Source organism: Streptomyces thermovulgaris, assembly GCF_002155915.1.
In the GTDB taxonomy this organism is placed as follows: Bacteria; Actinomycetota; Actinomycetes; order Streptomycetales; family Streptomycetaceae; genus Streptomyces; species Streptomyces thermovulgaris.
Genome location: NZ_MUME01000270.1, coordinates 14,304 through 31,791, shown reverse-complemented (window position 1 = coordinate 31,791; position 17,488 = coordinate 14,304). Strand labels below are relative to the sequence as shown.

Here is a 17,488-nt window from a genome sequence, read left to right as displayed (position 1 = left end):
CACACCGAACTGCGCCGGGTGCGCGGTGGGCGGGCCCCCGCACACCCGGCGCAGTTCGGTGTGGATCACTCCGTGCGGCTTGCCGCTCTGGTGGGCGTACGCGCCGACCAGCGAGTTGAGCTTCCGGCGCAGCTCCATCAGCTCCTTGTGGGTGACCACCGGCCGCCGGTCGGCGGGCAGTTCGAGCAGATCGGCCTTCTCGGCCGGCTTCCTGCGGCTGTGCGCGATCTGCCGGGCCTGCCGCTTCTGCAGCAGCAGCTGCACCTGCTCGGGCTCCAGCAGGCCCGGGATGCCGAGGTAGTCCTGCTCCTCCTCGCTGCCCGGGTGGGCCTGCATGCCGAACTCGGCGCCGTCGTAGAGGACCCGGTCGAAGACGGCGTCGGACTCCAGCGCCTCGAAGGGCAGCATGTCCTGCTCGCCGGTGTTCTCGTCCTGCTCCCGGTTCGCCTCCTCCATCTCCTTCTCGGACTCGGCGTAGGGGTCCTCCTCGCCCTCCTTCTTCGGTCTGTCGAGGGCGTGGTCGCGCTCGACCTCCATCTCGTTGGCGAAGGTGAGCAGGTCCGGGATGGTCGGCAGGAAGACGGAGGCGGTCTCGCCGCGCCGCCGGGACCGTACGAAACGGCCGACGGCCTGGGCGAAGAAGAGCGGGGTGGAGATGGTCGTGGCGTACACCCCGACCGTGAGCCGGGGCACGTCGACGCCCTCGGACACCATGCGGACGGCCACCATCCAGCGGTCGTCGTTGTTGCTGAACTCGTCGATCTTCTTCGAGGCGCCGGCGTCGTCGGAGAGGACGAGCGTCGGACGGTCGCCGGTGATCTCGTGGAGCAGCTTGGCGTAGGCGCGGGCGGAGTCCTGGTCGGAGGCGATGACCAGGGCGCCGGCGTCCGGGATGGCCTTGCGGACCTCGGTCAGCCGCCGGTCCGCGGCGCGCAGCACGGCCGGCATCCACTCGCCGCGCGGGTCGAGCGCGGTGCGCCAGGCCTGGCTGATCGCGTCCTTGGTCATCGGCTCGCCCAGTTTGGCCACGACCTCGTCGCCCGTCTTCGTCCGCCAGCGCATGTTGCCGCTGTAGGAGAGGAAGATGACGGGGCGGACCACGCCGTCGGCGAGGGCGGAGCCGTAGCCGTAGGTGTAGTCGGCGGCCGAGCGCCGGATGCCGTCCGGGCCCTCCTCGTAGGTCACGAAGGGGATGGGGTTGGTGTCCGACCGGAACGGCGTACCGGTCAGGGCGAGCCGCCGGGTCGCGGGTTCGAACGCCTCCAGGCAGGCCTCGCCCCAGGACTTGGTGTCGCCCGCGTGGTGGATCTCGTCGAGGATGACGAGGGTCTTGCGCTGCTCGACGCGGTTGCGGTGCAGCATGGGCCGGACGCCGACGCCCGCGTAGGTCACGGCGACCCCGTGGTACTCCTTGCCGAGCGGCCCCGCGCTGTACTCCGGGTCCAGCCTGATCCCGATCCGCGCGGCCGCCTCCGCCCACTGCTTCTTCAGGTGTTCGGTCGGCGCGACCACGGTGACCTGCTGGACGATGTGGTGGTGCAGCAGCCAGGAGGCCAGCGTCAGTGCGAAGGTCGTCTTTCCGGCGCCGGGGGTGGCCACCGCCAGGAAGTCGCGCGGCTGCGTCTGGATGTACTTGTCCATCGCGGCCTGCTGCCAGGCGCGCAGCTTGCTGGCGGTGCCCCAGGGGGCGCGACCGGGGAAGGCGGGTGAGAGGTGGTGGGAGGAGGTGGGGGCGGTGATGGTCACGGTCTCCTGTTCGTCGGTGCTCGGACGGCTCGGCTGTGTCTGACGACCGGGCCACCTTATCGACGGCCCGTGCGTCACCGTGGTCACGTGGCCGGATCGCTCCCCGGGATGGGACTCAGCTCACACGTCCTGCTCCGCGAGCTCCCGCAATGCCTCCCCGATCACCTCGACCTCCTCCCAGGCGCCCGTCGACACGGCGATGACCAGGCGCTCGGCGGCGTCGATGTCGGGGCGCAGCTGCACGCCGTTCATGGCCGGGAAGACGACACAGGACACCCAGGCCGTGCGCTTGTTCCCGTCGACGAAGGGGCGATTGACGGCCGGCGACCGCAGGAGCGCCGCAGCTTTGCCGAACAGGTCGGGATACGCCTCCTGTCCGACTCCTGCTCGGCGCGCAGCCCGAGTGCCTCCCTCCGGTCGTCGCGGAGACGCGGGTTCATGGCCATGCCGGAAACGCCACCACCACGGTGGTACCAAAGTGGTACCACTCAGGAGTGGACCCGCAGCCTCCGCGTCACCCACGCCCCCACCAGCGCCACCCCCGCCATCGGCAGGAACACCGCCGCGAACGCGGCCGGGTGGGAGGGGGAGCCGGCGGCCGTCGCGGTCGTGTGGGCGACCATGCCGCCGCCCAGGGCGGCGAAGGCGGCACCGCCCGCGGCGAGGAGGACGACATTGGACAGGGCGTCGGAGATCTGCAGGGCCGCGGAGTTGATGCCGGCCTCCTCGGGCGCGGACAGACGCAGCAGCAGCACGCTGGTGGAGGCGATGACCAGGCCCATGCCGAAGCAGCCGAAGCCCCAGGCGACGGCGACCGTCCAGACGGGCACGGCGTCGATCAGCACACTGGGGGCGGTGGCGATGGCCGCGGCCACCAGCAGCATCCCCAGGGTCATCAGCCGCTCCCGGTACGGCGCCATCCTCGGCCGCGACTGCACCCACGAGCCCAGCGCCCAGGTGGCGCCGCCCGCCGCGAGGGAGAACCCGGCCAGCGTCGGGGACAGCCCCCGCTGGGTGACGAGCATCAGCGGCACGAAGGACTCGGCGGCGATGAAGGAGCCGCCCGCGAGCCCGCGCAGCAGCACCACGGACGGCAGTCCGCGCGCCGCCCGGTAGGTGCCGCGGGGCATCAGCCTCAGCACGGCCGGCACCAGCAGCACGGCCCCCGCCGCTCCGGGCAGCAGCGACAGCCACCGCAGGTCCTGGGCCGCGTACTGCAGCAGCCCGGCGCCCACGGAGACACCGAGGGCGAGCCGGACGCGCCGCAGGTCGAAGGAGGCCCGCTCCCCCTCGGACTCCCCCACCGGGCCGGCCGCCCGCCGCCGTATCTGCGGCAGGGCGACCGCCAGGGGGAACACGACCAGCACCGGGATGCCGATGAACACCCAGCGCCAGCCGATGTGCTCGGTCACCGCGCCCGAGGCGAGGGGGCCGACGATCGACGGGACCACCCAGGCCGCCGCGAACGCCGCCATGATCGACGGCCGCAGCCGTTCGGGGTAGGCCCGGCCGACGACCACGTACAGGGCGACGATCACCAGTCCGCCGCCGAGTCCCTGCACGGCACGCCCCAGGATGAACACCCACATCGCGCCCGCCGTCCCGGCCAGCAGCAGCCCCGCCACGAACGAGCCGATGCCCGCGGTCAGCGGCCCGAGCGGTCCCCGCCGGTCCGACCACTGGCCGGCGAGCACCATCCCGAACAGGCTCGTGGTGAAGAATCCCGAGAACGCGAACGCGTACAGCGACACCCCGTCCAGCTCGCGCGCCGCCACGGGCATGGCCGTGCCGACGGCCGTCGCCTCGAAGGCGATCAGCAGCACGACGGACACGATCCCGATGCTCAGCGCCCGGTAGGTCCGGCCCAGCACGGTGTCGGCGGGCTCGTCGTGCAGTCGGTTTCCGTCGGTTGTGGGCGCGACGTCGGTGTCGTGCGGTTCCAGGGCACTCATGACGGCCAGCGTAGAAGGCGCATCCCCCTTCGGCGCCTGTCGGAAGTCGCTCATGATCTGCGACCTTGGTCCTACGGCCGGGGTCCAAGGCGGGTTCCTGAAACCGGTGTTGCCGGCGTCGTCAGCGGGGCGTGCGGGCCCTGAGAGAGCGGTGCAGCAGCCAGAGGGTGAGGGTGAGGACGGAGACGTCCTTGGCGAGCGGGGACACCGCGGCCCGGCTCTCGTCCCAGAGGCCGACCCTGCCCGTGGTGCCGTCGACCAGCAGGCTGTTGCCGTCCACGAGGCGGCCCAGGCGTATCAGGCGGTCGGCGCGGGGCGGGAGCGCGGGAGGCGGGCAGGCGTCGGGCTGCTCCTCCGCGTAGAACTCGGCGAGGGTCGGCAGCGACACCTCGGTGTCCAGGTGCAGCAGGAAGCCGTCCTCGGGCAGGCCCGTGTCGCGCAGGAAGCGGCGGGTCGGCCCGTGGGTGAGCGTGGCGGGGAAGTCGACCTCCTCGAAGCGGACGACACGGCCCTGGCCGAACTCCTGGCGCAGCAGACGCACGGGCAGGTCGAGGGCCAGTCCGGACGAGGGCCGGGTGATCACCGCGGCGGCGGTGCAGGTCGTGCTCATCGCTCCCCTGTACGGATCGGTTCGGGTGCCGGGCGGGGCGCGCTGCGGCACACCGTCCCGGCGAGGGCCGTCGTCCTCACGGCCCGGAACATTACGCCGCGCCGCTGACAACCGCCGGCGGCCACGGACGATCCACGCACCGCCGTGGACGACCGTGCACGGCCACCGGCGGTCGCCGGCCACGCCCCTGAAGGGAAGACGCCGGACGGGCCCCCGGCGTTCCCCCTCGGCACCGGCCGCCTTCGGACCGGCGGGACCGAAGGCCCTGTCCGGGGGAAGGTCCTGCCTAGGGGTTCGTCACGACCGCCGCCTGGGGGCGGATCGGCAGGCGGTTGACGGGACGGCCCGTGGCGGCGCGCACCGCGGAGGCGATGGCCGCCGGGGTCGCCACGACCGGTACCGCGCTGACCGCCTTGGCGCCGAAGGGGGCGACGACGTCCCGCTCCTCGACCAGCTTCACGATCTGGATGTCGGGGACGTCCAGGGCCGTGGGCAGGGCGTAGCCGGTGAGGTCCGGATGGCGGACCAGCCCGCGCGGGGTGCGCAGGTTCTCCGTGAGGGCGATGCCCACGCCCTGGGTGACGCCCGCCTCGATCCGGGCCGCCAGCTGGGCGGGGTTCAGGACCCGGCCGACGTCCTGGGCCACGGCCAGCTCCACCACCCGGACCGTGCCCATCTCGATGTCCACGTCCACCACCGCGCGGATCGCGCAGAAGGCCAGGCCCACGAACGCGTCGCCCTGGCCGGCCTCGTCCAGGGGTTCCGTGGGATGCGGACGGCACTGGGCCGTCGCCCACAGCTCCTTGCCGTCCATCGCCTCGGTCACGGTCGTGGACAGCACGCCGTCGTACGAGGTGATCTTGCCGTTCGTGATCTGGAGCAGCTCCGTGGACATGCCGAACTTGTGCGCCAGGGGCTGCAGGAGCTGGGTGCGGACCATCTTGGCCGCGCGTTCCACCGCGCCGCCCGACACCCAGGTGTGGCGTCCGCGGCAGCCCGCGCCGGCCGGCGGCTGGTCGGTGTCGACCGGGGCCACGTGGACCTCTTCGATGCCCAGGGTCTCCTGGACGATCTGCCGGGCGAGCGTGCTGAAGCCCTGGCCGGTCTCCACCGCGGCGCACAGCACGGTGGCGACCCCGTTCTGGACCCGCACCGTGGCCGTGGAGACCTCGTCGGCGCCCTCCGCGCCGAGCATGTGCACCATGCCCAGTCCGTAGCCCACGCCCCGGCGCACCGCGCCCGGTTCGCCCGCTCCCTCGGGCCCGCCGGGCAGCAGCCACTCCTCCTGGGGGATGTCCTTGGGCAGAGGGGGCAGGGGGTGCTCCCGTACGGCCTGGAGCAGTTCGGCGACCGGTGCCGGGCAGGTCACCGTCTGGCCGGTCGGCAGGACGTCGCCCGTCGCCATGACGTTGCGCATCCGCAGCTCCGCCGGGTCGAGGCCGAGCTTCTTGGCCAGCTTGTCCATCTGCGCCTCGTAGGCGGCGCACACCTGCATCGCGCCCTCGCCGCGGACGTGGCCGGAGGGCGGGTTGTTGGTGCGCACCGCCCAGCCCTCGATGAAGGCGTTCGGCACGACATAGGGGCCGCAGGCGAAGGCCACGGCGGCGGCCAGGGCGTCGGAGGAGGTGTCGGCGTAGGCGCCCGCGTCCAGCAGGATCTGCGCCTCGACCTTCACCAGCCGGCCCTCGGCGTCGGCGTGGTGGCGGTAGCGCAGCAGCGTCGGATGGCGGTGCGCGTGCCCCAGGAAGGACTCCTCGCGGGTCGCCGCCAGCTTCACCGGGCAGCCGGTGCGCAGCGCCAGCAGGCCGAGCGGCAGCTGGAAGCCCTGGTCCTCGCGGTCGGCCGTCGCGCCCGGCACACCGGTGACGACGATCTTCACGCGCTCGGGTTCCAGGCCGTAGCAGGCGGCGAGGGTGTCGCGGTCGGTGTGCGGGTCGGTGGAGCCCACGTACAGCTCCACACCGCCGTCGGGGCGGGGCACCGCGAGCCCGGCCTCGGCGCCGATGGGGGCCGGGTCCTGGCGGCCGATGCGGTACAGGCCCTCGGCGATGACCTCGCCGACCGCCTCGGGGTCGCCGTGGCGCAGCGGGATGTGCCGGATCAGGTTGCCGTCGGGGTGCAGCGGCTCGGCCTCGAAGGCCTTCTCGGGGTCGGTGACCGGCTCGAGCACCTCGTACTCGACGACGATGGCCGCGGCGGCCATCCGCGCGGTGTCCGGGTGGTCGGCGGCGACGGCCGCGATGGGCTCGCCGTGGTAGCGCACGACCTCCGAGGCGAACACCGGGCGGTCGGCCTTGCCCCGGCCGTACACCGGGCGGCCGGGGACGTCCTCGTGGGTGATGACGGCCCGTACGCCGGGCATCTCGCGCGCGTGCGAGGTGTCGATGGACAGGATGCGCGCGTACGGGTGCGGGGAGCGCAGCACGGCCGCCCACAGCAGGCCCTCGGCCCACAGGTCGGCCGCGTACGGGAAGGTGCCCTCCGTCTTGGCGCGGGCGTCGGCGGCCGGCAGCGAGGAACCGAGACCGTGCGGCGGCGGCTCGGGCGCGGCAGCGGTCTCGGGAGCGGCAGCGGTGGCGGCTTCGTTGCTCACGCCTGACCTCCGTCCTGGCCATAGGGGTCGTGCGGGTGCGGGGTCTCGAGCGCCGACGGGTGGACCCCGCCCTCGCCCGGTCCCGCCTGGTGGGGAATGCGGGGCTCCGCGGTCTCGGTGCCGGCGTCGGCCTCCGGTTCGGCGTCGTCCTCCGCGGCGGCCGCCGCGCGTTCGGCGACGACCTCCTTGACGGCCCGCAGGACGCCCCGGTAGCCCGAGCAGCGGCACAGGTTGCCGCACAGGGCCTGACGGGTCTCCAGTTCGGTCGGGTCCGGGTTGCCCTCCAGCAGGTCGTGCACGGTCATCGCCATGCCGGGCACGCAGAAGCCGCACTGGACCGCACCGCAGCGGACGAGCGCCCGCTGGACGTCCGAGAGCTCCCCGTCCACGGCCAGGCCCTCGACCGTGCGGACCTCGCTGCCGGCCGCGGTGGCCGCGGGCACCAGGCAGGAGGCGACCAGGCGCCCGTCGACCTGCACGTTGCAGGCGCCGCACTCGCCCTGCGAGCAGCCGTCCTTGGCGCCCGCGAGGCCGAGCCGCTCGCGCAGCACGTACAGCAGCGACTCGCCGATCCAGGCGTCGGTGACGGGCCGGTCCACCCCGTTGACGCGCAGCACGTACGAGACGAGCGGGTGCTCCTCCTGCGGCGGCGCGGGGGGCGGCTCCTCGGCGGGCGCGGCCTGGGACGGGCCGCCCTCCGGGGCCTGCGCGTCCCGGCCCTGCGCGTCCGGGGCCTGCGCGTCCGGGACCTGCGCGTCCGGGGCCTGCGTGTTCTGCTCCGGGGCGTCCGGGGTCCGTGCATCCGGGGTCTGCGCGTCCGCAGCCTGTGCGTCCGGGGTCCGCGTGCCCTGCCCCGGCGCGTCCGCAGCCTGTGCGTCCGGGAGCGCGGTGCCCTGGGGCGGGGTGGCGGTACCGGCGTCCGCGGCGGGCCCCTCGGGGGCCGGGGAGGCCGGACCGGCGTCATCGGCCGCGCCGGGCTGCGCGGGCGGCTCCGCGGGGCCCTCGGCGGGCGCCGCGGCGGCTTCGCCGGCCCCGGGGGCGGGGCTCTGCGCGGGACCGGCCCCGGTCCCGGGGCCGGTCCCGGCTCCGGGCGAGGTCTGCGCGTCGGGTCCGGGTGCGGCGGGCGGCTGCTGGGCACCCGCGGCGGCGGGAGCGGCGGTCCCCTGTCCGGGCGTTGCGGGGCCCGGGTGCGGCGTCCCCGCGGGAGGGGTGTCCGTACGGGCGTCCGCGGCCCGCTCGCCGCCGTGCGCGCCGTCCGCCGGGGTCCCGGCCGGATAGGCGTCCTGGGCGGGTCCCGTGCCGCCGTACTGGCCCCCGGCCGGCCCCTGTGTCCGCGTGCCGCCCGCCGGCTGCCGGGCGCCCGGCTGCCCGGCCGCCCCCGCCTCGGCGGGCGGACGGCTCCAGGCCTCGCCCACCGTCTCCGTCGCCCAGGGCGCGGGCGCGCCTCCGGGGAGGGTGGCCGGAGGGGTGCCGCCCCACTGCTGGATCAGGGACGAGGTGGTGAACTCGCCCGACTCGTCCGGGATGTCGCCTCCGGCGACGGGAATCGACCACTGCCCGGTCACGTCCTGGCCGGGCGCGCCCTGAGCAGGCGCTCCCTGTCCGGGCACGCCGTGTCCGTGCGTCCCCTGCCCGGGCACGCCTTGTCCGTGCGCCCCCTGACCCTGTGCTCCCTGGCCGTGCGCCCCCTGGCCAGGGGCGCCCTGGCCGGGCACGCCCTGCCCGGGCAGGTGCGGGGCCCCGGCGGCCTGGCCCGTCCCGCTCTCGTCGAAGGTCCAGTGCTGGGTGGCCTGCGGAGGGTAGGTGAACCGGTCGTCCGCCTGCGTGCCCGGGTTCTGCGGCACGGCGTTGGGGTCGGGCCAGCGGGCACCCTCGGCGGGAGCGCCCGGCACGGCCCAATTCCCGGTGCCCGTCGGGTCGGTGGCCGCCGTCGGCGTGGGCGTGAACTGCGGCGGCACATAGCCCTGCCCGGGCGCGGCGAGCGGGCTGTCGGCGGCCAGGAGGGCGTCGATGCCGCCCTCGGGCAACTGCACGAACGCGGTGGCACCGTCGTCGTAGTCGCCCTGGGGCAGCGGATCCCAGCGGCCGCTGCCCGGGACACCTCCTCCGTGCTGGTCGTCGGTCACGACAGCGCCCTCCCCAATGCTCGTCGGGCCAGCGCGGCGACGGTGCGCCGCAGATGCAGTACGGCCGGCGGAAGCTGCTGCACGGTGCCGTCCTCGGCCGGGGCCGGGTCCGGAATGCAGGCTGCGGCGACGTACTCCCCGAAGGCGTTCACCGCCTCCGGCACGATCACACGGCCCTTGTCCCAGTCGATGAGCTGGGCCACCCAGTGCTCGGCGTCCAGCGGTCTGAGCGGCATCGGCGCTATGGCGCCCACCGCGCACCGCACCTGGCGCCGGGCCGGGTCGAGGACCAGCGCCACGGACGCCACCGCGCGGCCCGGGCCGGTGCGGCCGGTCGCCTTCAGGAAGACCTGCGGCGCGTGCAGCAGCGGCACCCGCACATAGCCGATGAGCTCGCCCGCGCGGAGCATCTCCACGCCGGCCAGCAGATGCGACACCGGGATCTCCCGGCGGGCTCCGCCCGGTCCCGCGATGATCAGTGTCGCCTCCAGGGCGGCCAGCACCGGCAGCGCGTCCCCGGTGGGGGCGGCCGAGGCGATGTTGCCGCCGAGGGTGCCCGCGTTGCGGATGTGCGGCGGGCCGGCCGCACGTGCCGCCGCCGCGAGGGCGGGAATGAGGGCGGCGAAGTCCGGTCGCCCCATGCGCGCGTGTGTGAGGCCCGCGCCGAGCAGCGCGTGGCCGTCCTGGTACTGCCAGCCGCGGATCTCGCTGATCCGGCCCAGGCCGACCAGTGCGGCGGGCCTGAGCTGGCCGGAGTTGACGGCGGTCATGAAGTCGGTGCCACCCGCCACGGGAACCGCGGCGGGCATGGCGGTGAGTGCCGCCACGGCCTCGTCCAGCGTCGTGGGCAGCGTGACACCCTGCCCCGCCTGCGGTGCGTGCGTGGTCAAAACCGGCTGCCCCTTCCCGCTGCCCCTCTGGTCCACCTGTGCTGCCGTACGGTACGTGCTGACAGTGCGGACGTGGCAACTCTGGCACATCTTTGCAGGGGCCGAAGACACGGGTCCGCTAAGGGATGTTCGCCCACCTCACCAGTGACATGGTCCGATTTGGCACCCTCTCGCCGATGCAGGCGCACTTCCGCCCTTCGCTGACGCTTGCGGTTTTTCTCCGGCGTCAGTTCGAGACGGATGCGCACCGGCGGACGGCCGCCGCGGCACCGTCCGCCGTGCCGCCGTCCGCCGTGCCGCCGGGGCGGCTACCGCAGCGGCGGCGGCCCCTCGAGGGGCCGTCCCAGGACCCCCGGCCGCCGCTGCCACGGACGCGGTCCGGTGGGCGGCCGGTAGCCGACGCCCAGGGCGTCCAGCCGCCGGTAGTGGGCGGCCATCCGCCGCTCGAAGCCGGCGAAGTCCCGTTCGGCGGGGGCGGGCAGAGAGCTCCAGGCGACCTCGGCGAACGCGGCCAGCCTGGGGAAGGCCTGGTAGTCCACGCGTGCGGAGTCCTCCAGGACCTCCGTCCACACATTGGCCTGGGTGCCCAGCACATGCCGGGCCTCGTCCGCGTCGAGTTCGGGAGGAATCGGCTCGAACCGGTAGACGTCCTCCAGAGTGCGCACATATCCGATCGGCACGGGTTCGTCCTCGCCCGGGGCCTGGCGGTGGTCCAAGTACACGTGCTCCTGCGGGCACATGACGACGTCGTGGCCGGCCCGCGCGGCGGCGATCCCGCCGGCGTATCCGCGCCAGGACGACACCGCGGCTCCCGGGGCCAGTCCGCCCTCCAGGATCTCGTCCCAGCCGATCAGCCGGCGCCCGCGTGCGGAGAGCCAGGCGTCGAAGTGGCCGATGAACCACGCCTGCAGCTCGTCCTCGTCCGCCAGTCCGAGCTCCCTGATGCGCGCCTGCGCGGTGGGCGAGGCCCGCCACTGGTCCTTGGGGCACTCGTCGCCGCCGATGTGGACGAACTCCGAGAACCCGGAGGGTCCGGTCGCGTCCGCGGGGAACAGCTCGAGCACCTCCTCGAGGACGCCCTCGTAGAACCGCAGGGTGGTGTCGGTGGGGGCGAGTACGTTCGGGTTGACTCCCCAGGTGTCCCAGACGGTGAGGGCGGAGGTGTCGACGACATCGGTGTTGCCGAGTTCCGGGTAGGCGGCGATGGCGGCCTGCGAGTGCCCGGGGACGTCGATCTCGGGAATGACGCTGATGTGCCGCTCGGCGGCGTAGGCGACGATCTCCCGGATGTCGTCCTGGGTGTAGTAGCCGCCGTGCGGTTTGTCCTCCCACAGCGGGGACGCCCGATGGCCGATTTTCGTCCGTGCCCGCCAGGAGCCGACCTCCGTCAGCGCCGGGTGGCGCCGGATCTCGATGCGCCAGCCCTGGTCGTCCGTCAAGTGCAGGTGCAGCACGTTGAGTTTGTGCGCGGCCATCAGGTCGAGGTAGCGCAGGACGCCGTCCTTGGGCATGAAGTGCCGGGCCACGTCGAGCAGCAGCCCGCGCCAGCGGAAGCGCGGGGCGTCCTCGACGACCCGGGCCGGGACCGCGCGGGGGACGCCGGGCCGTACGGGGGCGCGCCGGAAGGCGTCCGGTCCGAGCAGCTGGCGCAGGGTCTGCGCACCCCAGAAGACCCCGGCCGGAGAGCCGCCGGCGATCTCGACGCCCCGGTCGGGGACGGCGCTGAGCCGGTACCCCTCGGGCTCCAGGGCGTCGTCCAGACGCAGCCGTACGGAGTTCCGGGCGTCCTCGGGGCCGGGCGGAAGGGGCAGGCCGAAGGCGGCGCCGAGGGTGGCGCGCAGCCAGCGCTCGGTGCCGTCGGTGCCCGGTGCGGCCCACAGGGTGGTCTCCCGGTCGAGCGGGACGGCGCGGCCCGGGGTGCCGGTCACGGCGCGCGGCGCCGGGATCACATCGGCCGTGTCCCGGGGGCCGTCCGTGTCCTGAAAGGCCCGGGGGTCCCGGGAAGAGCCGTGGGAAGCGCCATGGGGAGAGCCCTGGGAAGCAGTCATGCCCCATGGGTAGCGCCGGGCACAACGCAGCGCAACGGGCGTTGCACATGCTGCACACGCCGTCCGACGGGACAGACCCCCGGGACATGCCTCGGGGGCCTGCGGGTCTCAGCCGAGCGGCGGGCGGTTCAGCGATCGGTCCGGTGGCCGGTCACTTCTTGTCGTCGCCCTCGCCGCCGCTGCCCATGGAGTCGTAGATCTCCTTGCACAGCGGGCACACGGGGTACTTCTTCGGGTCGCGGCCCGGCACCCATACCTTGCCGCAGAGCGCCACGACGGGCGTGCCGTCGAGGGCGCTCGCCATGATCTTGTCCTTCTGGACGTAGTGGGCGAAGCGCTCGTGGTCACCATCGCCGTGGGACACCTGCGGCGTCGGCTCGACGAGGGTCCCCGTACCAGTGCCGCGCTCGGGCTCGAGAGTGCTCATACAGCACAGGGTACTGAAGCCGCCCGGCATCAGTTGAGCGACGGGTCGTCCGGATATGTGGCGACCATCGCCAGTTCGTTGCGCTGGCGGCGCAGCACCTCGCGCCAGAGTTTCTCGGGGGCCGGGGAGGAGACGTCGCCCGGCTCGGACTCGACGACGTACCAGGCCCCCTCCGCCAGCTCGTCCTCCAGCTGGCCGGGTCCCCAGCCGGCGTAGCCGGCGAAGATCCGCAGCGAGCCGAGGACGGAGGCCAGCAGCTCGGGGGGCGCCTCCAGGTCGACGAGGCCGATCGCACCGTGCACCCGGCGCCAGCCCAGCGGGGCGTTCTCGTCGGAGCCGTTGCCGGGGACGACGGCGACACCGAGCGCGGAGTCCAGCGACACCGGGCCGCCCTGGAACACGACGCCGGGTTCCCCGGCGAGGTCCGCCCAGCCTTCCAGGATGTCGCCCACGTCCACGGGGGTGGGGCGGTTGAGGACGACACCGAGGGAGCCCTCCTCGTCGTGGTCGAGAAGGAGCACCACCGCACGCTCGAAGTTCGGGTCCGCCAGGGCGGGCGTTGCCACGAGCAGCCGCCCTGTGAGCGAGGACACCTCGGTCATGCCTGACATGATCCCGCATCTTCCCTTCGCTTGGGGAGTCAATCCGGCTACGTGAGTGAGAGCAGCCCGGGCCACGGGAGGCGGCCTGGTCAGGCCCCGTCCGGGAAGGGGGCGGGCGGCAGGCGGGCGCACGGGGGCGCAACCGGCGCATCCGCGGTTCCGGTGACCGCGCGTACCCGGTGATCGACGGTTCGTGTTGCGGTGGAACCGGGCCCGGGCCGGGGCCGTCGACAGGCTTACGGAAGGGGTGCGTACGGCCATTACTCTGTCCTCCGGCCCCGCTAGACCGAAGTGACCGGCCGGTTCCCTGCCCAACTCACCAGAACGCGAGATACATGACCGTCAACGACGATGTCCTGCTTGTCCATGGCGGAACCCCGCTGGAGGGCGAGATCCGAATCCGCGGTGCGAAGAACCTCGTGCCGAAGGCCATGGTCGCCGCGCTGCTGGGCGATGAGCCGAGCCGTCTGCGCAATGTTCCGGACATCCGTGATGTGCGGGTCGTCCGCGGTCTGCTGCAACTGCACGGCGTGACGGTCGGACCGGGCGACGAGCCGGGTGAGCTGGTGCTCGACCCGACCCGTGTGGAGAGCGCGAACGTGGCCGACATCGACGCCCACGCGGGTTCGTCGCGCATCCCGATCCTGTTCTGCGGTCCGCTGCTGCACCGGCTGGGGCACGCCTTCATCCCGGGGCTGGGCGGCTGCGCCATCGGCGGCCGGCCGATCGACTTCCACTTCGACGTGCTGCGGAAGTTCGGCGCGGTGATCGAGAAGCGCGCCGACGGCCAGTACCTGGAGGCCCCCAAGGGGCTGCGGGGAGCGAAGATCCGCCTTCCCTATCCGTCGGTCGGCGCGACCGAGCAGGTGCTGCTGACGGCCGTACTGGCCGAGGGCGTCACGGAGTTGACCAACGCGGCCGTGGAGCCGGAGATCGAGGACCTGATCTGCGTCCTGCAGAAGATGGGCGCGATCATCGCGATGGACACCGACCGCACGATCCGCATCACGGGGGTGGACCGGCTCGGCGGTTACACCCACCGGGCGATCCCGGACCGTCTGGAGGCCGCGTCCTGGGCGTCGGCGGCGCTGGCGACCGAGGGCAACATCTACGTCCGCGGTGCGCAGCAGCGGTCGATGATGACGTTCCTGAACACCTACCGGAAGGTGGGCGGCGCCTTCGAGATCGACGACGAGGGCATCCGCTTCTGGCACCCCGGCGGGCAGTTGAAGTCGATCGCGCTGGAGACGGACGTGCACCCCGGCTTCCAGACCGACTGGCAGCAGCCGCTGGTGGTCGCCCTCACCCAGGCCACCGGCCTGTCGATCATCCACGAGACGGTGTACGAGTCCCGGCTGGGCTTCACCTCCGCGCTGAACCAGATGGGCGCGCACATCCAGCTGTACCGGGAGTGCCTGGGCGGCATGGACTGCCGTTTCGGCCAGCGCAACTTCCTGCACTCCGCGGTGGTCTCCGGCCCGACCCGCCTCCAGGGCGCCGACCTGGTCATCCCGGACCTGCGCGGCGGCTTCTCCTACCTGATCGCCGCCCTGGCCGCCCAGGGCACCTCCCGTGTCCACGGCATCGGTCTGATCAACCGCGGCTACGAGAACTTCATGGAGAAGCTCGTGGACCTCGGCGCCAAGGTCGAGCTGCCCGGCAAGGCGCTCGGCTGACGCCCCTCGGCCGGGGCGTGCGCAACCCCCGGCCGCAACGGCCCCGGACGGGGCGCAGAAGGCCGTGTCAACGGCAGTACGACGAAGCCTCCCGGACCCCTGGCCCGGGAGGCTTCCCGGCTGTGCGGGACGGCGGCAGAAGCGCCGGCGGGGCGGCACGGGCCACGCGGCACGGCACGGCGGCACCACGACAACGGCACGGCACCGGCACCACGGCACGACGGGTGCCACGGCGCCACGGCGCCAGGACGACGGTGCGACGGCGGCCCGGGCCGGCGACGGGGCCGGCAGGGCCGCAGCACGGCGTGTACGGCGACGGGGCGGCCCCCTTCGGCGAAGGGGGCCGCCCCACGTCGTTGATGTGCCCTACGGGGCCTCGTACGCCGTTTCACGGCGTACGAACGGCAAGGTCACTTGCCCTTGGCGGCTTCCTTGAGCTTGCTGCCCGCGGAGACCTTCACGCTGTAGCCGGCCGGGATCTGGATCGGCTCACCGGTCTGGGGGTTGCGGGCGGTACGAGCGGCACGGTGGGTGCGCTCGAAGGTCAGGAAGCCAGGGATGGTGACCTTCTCGTCTCCCTTGGAGACGACATCGCCGACGATGTCGGCGAACGCGGCCAGCACGGCGTCGGCGTCCTTGCGGGTCACCTCGGCGCGGTCGGCCAGCGCGGCCACCAGCTCACTGCGGTTCATGTTGTTACTCCCGTTTTCTTCTTGCCGTTGCGGCGTGCCACGCGGCGAAGCCGCATGATGGGCACAGCGAAGCCGAATGCTGCCAGGGCCCTCGGACATTCCCCGGACCCAGGTCCGTAGCCAGACCCTCGCGCCCAGGGTGGCATCCTGCCTCTACCTGCGGCGTCAATGCCAATCCGGCACTCATAGGAGTCGCGAGAACACCCTGGGGAGTCACACGAAAAGAGGGCCCGATCCCAGGCACGATAAGGCCGCGCCGGTCACCGGGCGTCCCGCGACGCGCCGGTTTCCCGGCACCGTGGCGATCATCACGCCCTTCCCGGCGGCGTGGTGATCGTCACGCCGTCGCCCCGGAGCGTTCCGCGGCCGCGCGGACGGCTCCCGCGACCGTGCTCGCGACCCTGTCGTTGAAGACGCTCGGGATGATGTAGTTCGGGTTGAGCTCGTCCTCGGTGACCACGTCGGCGAGGGCCTGCGCGGCGGCCAGCATCATCTCCGTGTTGACGCTGCGGGACTGCGCGTCCAGCAGACCGCGGAAGACGCCCGGGAAGACCAGCACATTGTTGATCTGGTTGGGGAAGTCGGAGCGGCCGGTGGCCACAACTGCCGCCGTCTCACGGGCGATCGCCGGGTCCACCTCGGGGTCGGGGTTCGCGAGCGCGAAGACGATCGCCCCGTCGGCCATGGCGGCCACGTCGTCGCCGTCGATCACGTTGGGCGCCGAGACCCCGATGAAGACGTCCGCGCCCCGCACGGCCTCCTTCAGCGTGCCGGTGAGGTTCTCGGGGTTGGTGTTCTCGGCGATCCAGCGCAGCGCCGAGTCCGGGGCGGCGTCGACGAGGTCCTCGCGGTCCGCGTGCACCACGCCGTGGATGTCGGCGACGACGGCGTTCTTCACGCCGGCCGCGAGCAGCAGCTTGAGGATGGCCGTACCGGCCGCACCGGCGCCGGACATCACCACGCGCACGCTGTCGATCTCCTTGCCCACCACGCGAAGTGCGTTGGTCAGCGCGGCGAGCACGACGATCGCGGTGCCGTGCTGGTCGTCGTGGAAGACGGGGATGTCCAGGGCCTCGCGCAGCCGGGCCTCGATCTCGAAGCAGCGCGGTGCGGAGATGTCCTCGAGGTTGATGCCGGCGAACCCGGGGGCGATCGCCTTGACGATCCGGACGATCTCGTCGACGTCCTGGGTGTCCAGGCACAGCGGCCAGGCGTCGATGCCGGCGAACCGCTTGAAGAGGGCCGCCTTGCCCTCCATGACCGGCAGCGCGGCCTTGGGGCCGATGTTGCCCAGGCCCAGCACCGCCGAGCCGTCCGTCACCACCGCGACGGAGTTGCGCTTGATGGTCAGGCGGCGGGCGTCCTCGGGGTTCTCCGCGATCGCCATGCAGACGCGGGCCACGCCCGGGGTGTAGATCATGGACAGGTCGTCGCGGTTGCGGATGGGGTGCTTGGACGCCATCTCGATCTTGCCGCCGAGATGCATGAGGAAGGTGCGGTCCGAGACCTTGCCCAGCGTGACGCCCTCGATGCCGCGCAGCTTCTCGATGATCTCCTGGGCGTGCGTCGTCGAGGTGGCCGCGATGGTGACGTCGATGCGCAGCCGCTCATGACCCGACGCGGTGACGTCGAGGCCGGTCACCGAGCCTCCGGAGGACTCCACGGCCGTGGTGAGCTGTGATACGGCGGTCCCGCCCGCCGGCACCTCCAGCCGGATCGTCATCGAGTAGGAGACGCTAGGCGCCGTTGCCATGACCGACTTCCTCTGCTTTCACCTGATGTTGCGTGGTTGTGCTGTCCGATCGTCGCACCTACCACCGAGTACGTGGTAACCGTCTTCGATTGCGAACTTTTTGTTCGCGGGGGAATGCTCCGTTTTCCGGAAAGTGAGTTTCGCCATACGAGGACGTACGAGGACCGGCGGAAGCAGAAAGAGCCGGGCGGAGGCGGGGAAACCGGCGGGAACGGGGAACGGGCCCGAAGAAGCACGAAGAGGCTTGAGGAAGAAGCACGAGGACGGGACGAGGACGAGGCGGTCCCTCCAGCACAGGAGGTCCGCGCCGTCTCCCGGCGCGGACCTCTGGAAGACCTCGTGAAACAGTGCTGACGACACCGACCCGCCATGC

The 17,488-nt window shown here is 73.0% G+C and carries 12 protein-coding genes and 1 pseudogene; 1 reads left to right on the top strand and 12 read right to left on the bottom strand.

Annotated features, from left to right (window positions below):
- From CCN35_RS20555 to CCN35_RS20510, 10 genes and pseudogenes are all read right to left on the bottom strand, one after another.
- A partial coding sequence (locus CCN35_RS20555) for a DEAD/DEAH box helicase (protein ID WP_086793865.1) occupies positions 1–1,746 on the bottom strand: 1,746 nt, incomplete at its 3' end.
- 120 nt (positions 1,747–1,866) lie between these two features.
- Positions 1,867–2,127 (bottom strand): annotated as a pseudogene (locus CCN35_RS20550) (type II toxin-antitoxin system death-on-curing family toxin); the annotation flags it as partial.
- A 107-nt stretch (positions 2,128–2,234) separates the two neighbouring features.
- Entirely contained in the window at positions 2,235–3,698 is a 1,464-nt protein-coding gene (locus CCN35_RS20545; protein ID WP_067388098.1) for an MFS transporter, read from the bottom strand.
- A 121-nt stretch (positions 3,699–3,819) separates the two neighbouring features.
- Complete coding sequence (locus tag CCN35_RS20540) at positions 3,820–4,308, bottom strand: SUKH-4 family immunity protein (protein WP_086793863.1); 489 nt, start codon at positions 4,306–4,308, stop codon at positions 3,820–3,822.
- Positions 4,309–4,594: 286 nt separating this feature from the next.
- A complete protein-coding gene (locus CCN35_RS20535; protein ID WP_067388088.1) occupies positions 4,595–6,901 on the bottom strand; it encodes a xanthine dehydrogenase family protein molybdopterin-binding subunit in 2,307 nt (768 codons plus the stop codon).
- Positions 6,898–9,027 carry a 2Fe-2S iron-sulfur cluster-binding protein gene (locus CCN35_RS20530; protein WP_086793861.1) on the bottom strand — a complete coding sequence of 710 codons (2,130 nt, stop codon included), beginning with the start codon at positions 9,025–9,027 and terminating at the stop codon, positions 6,898–6,900. Before CCN35_RS20530 ends, CCN35_RS20535 begins: the two co-directional genes overlap by 4 nt.
- On the bottom strand, positions 9,024–9,917 hold the full coding sequence (locus CCN35_RS20525) for an FAD binding domain-containing protein (RefSeq protein ID WP_067388083.1): 894 nt from the start codon (positions 9,915–9,917) through the stop codon (positions 9,024–9,026). The genes CCN35_RS20530 and CCN35_RS20525 overlap by 4 nt, the downstream gene beginning before the upstream one ends.
- A 308-nt stretch (positions 9,918–10,225) precedes the next feature.
- Complete coding sequence (locus CCN35_RS20520; RefSeq protein WP_079129471.1) at positions 10,226–11,965, bottom strand: beta-N-acetylhexosaminidase; 1,740 nt, start codon at positions 11,963–11,965, stop codon at positions 10,226–10,228.
- A gap of 151 nt (positions 11,966–12,116) precedes the next feature.
- Positions 12,117–12,392, bottom strand: a complete 276-nt coding sequence (locus tag CCN35_RS20515) for a DUF3039 domain-containing protein (RefSeq protein ID WP_067388079.1) — start codon at positions 12,390–12,392, stop codon at positions 12,117–12,119.
- A gap of 29 nt (positions 12,393–12,421) precedes the next feature.
- Positions 12,422–12,994, bottom strand: a complete 573-nt coding sequence (locus CCN35_RS20510) for a YqgE/AlgH family protein (protein WP_067388073.1) — start codon at positions 12,992–12,994, stop codon at positions 12,422–12,424.
- Positions 12,995–13,329: 335 nt separating this feature from the next.
- Between CCN35_RS20510 and murA the strand changes: the two genes are divergently transcribed.
- On the top strand, positions 13,330–14,670 hold the full coding sequence (gene murA, locus CCN35_RS20505) for a UDP-N-acetylglucosamine 1-carboxyvinyltransferase (protein WP_067388071.1): 1,341 nt from the start codon (positions 13,330–13,332) through the stop codon (positions 14,668–14,670).
- A gap of 410 nt (positions 14,671–15,080) precedes the next feature.
- Here murA and CCN35_RS20500 read toward each other — a convergent pair whose 3' ends face one another.
- A complete protein-coding gene (locus tag CCN35_RS20500) occupies positions 15,081–15,362 on the bottom strand; it encodes an HU family DNA-binding protein (RefSeq protein WP_067388069.1) in 282 nt (93 codons plus the stop codon).
- A gap of 337 nt (positions 15,363–15,699) precedes the next feature.
- Positions 15,700–17,115: an NAD-dependent malic enzyme gene (locus tag CCN35_RS20495; RefSeq protein ID WP_086793857.1), complete on the bottom strand. Its 1,416-nt coding sequence runs from the start codon at positions 17,113–17,115 to the stop codon at positions 15,700–15,702.
- Positions 17,116–17,488 lie beyond the last annotated feature (373 nt).

What these genes read in the sequence shown, in the direction of transcription:
- CCN35_RS20545 (WP_067388098.1), bottom strand. Translation starts at nt 3,698, where the DNA reads ATGAGTGCCCTGGAACCGCACGACACCGACGTCGCGCCCACAACCGAC.
- CCN35_RS20540 (WP_086793863.1), bottom strand. Translation starts at nt 4,308, where the DNA reads ATGAGCACGACCTGCACCGCCGCCGCGGTGATCACCCGGCCCTCGTCC.
- CCN35_RS20520 (WP_079129471.1), bottom strand. Translation starts at nt 11,965, where the DNA reads ATGACTGCTTCCCAGGGCTCTCCCCATGGCGCTTCCCACGGCTCTTCC.
- CCN35_RS20515 (WP_067388079.1), bottom strand. Translation starts at nt 12,392, where the DNA reads ATGAGCACTCTCGAGCCCGAGCGCGGCACTGGTACGGGGACCCTCGTC.
- CCN35_RS20510 (WP_067388073.1), bottom strand. Translation starts at nt 12,994, where the DNA reads ATGACCGAGGTGTCCTCGCTCACAGGGCGGCTGCTCGTGGCAACGCCC.
- murA (WP_067388071.1), top strand. Translation starts at nt 13,330, where the DNA reads ATGACCGTCAACGACGATGTCCTGCTTGTCCATGGCGGAACCCCGCTG.
- CCN35_RS20500 (WP_067388069.1), bottom strand. Translation starts at nt 15,362, where the DNA reads ATGAACCGCAGTGAGCTGGTGGCCGCGCTGGCCGACCGCGCCGAGGTG.
- CCN35_RS20495 (WP_086793857.1), bottom strand. Translation starts at nt 17,115, where the DNA reads ATGGCAACGGCGCCTAGCGTCTCCTACTCGATGACGATCCGGCTGGAG.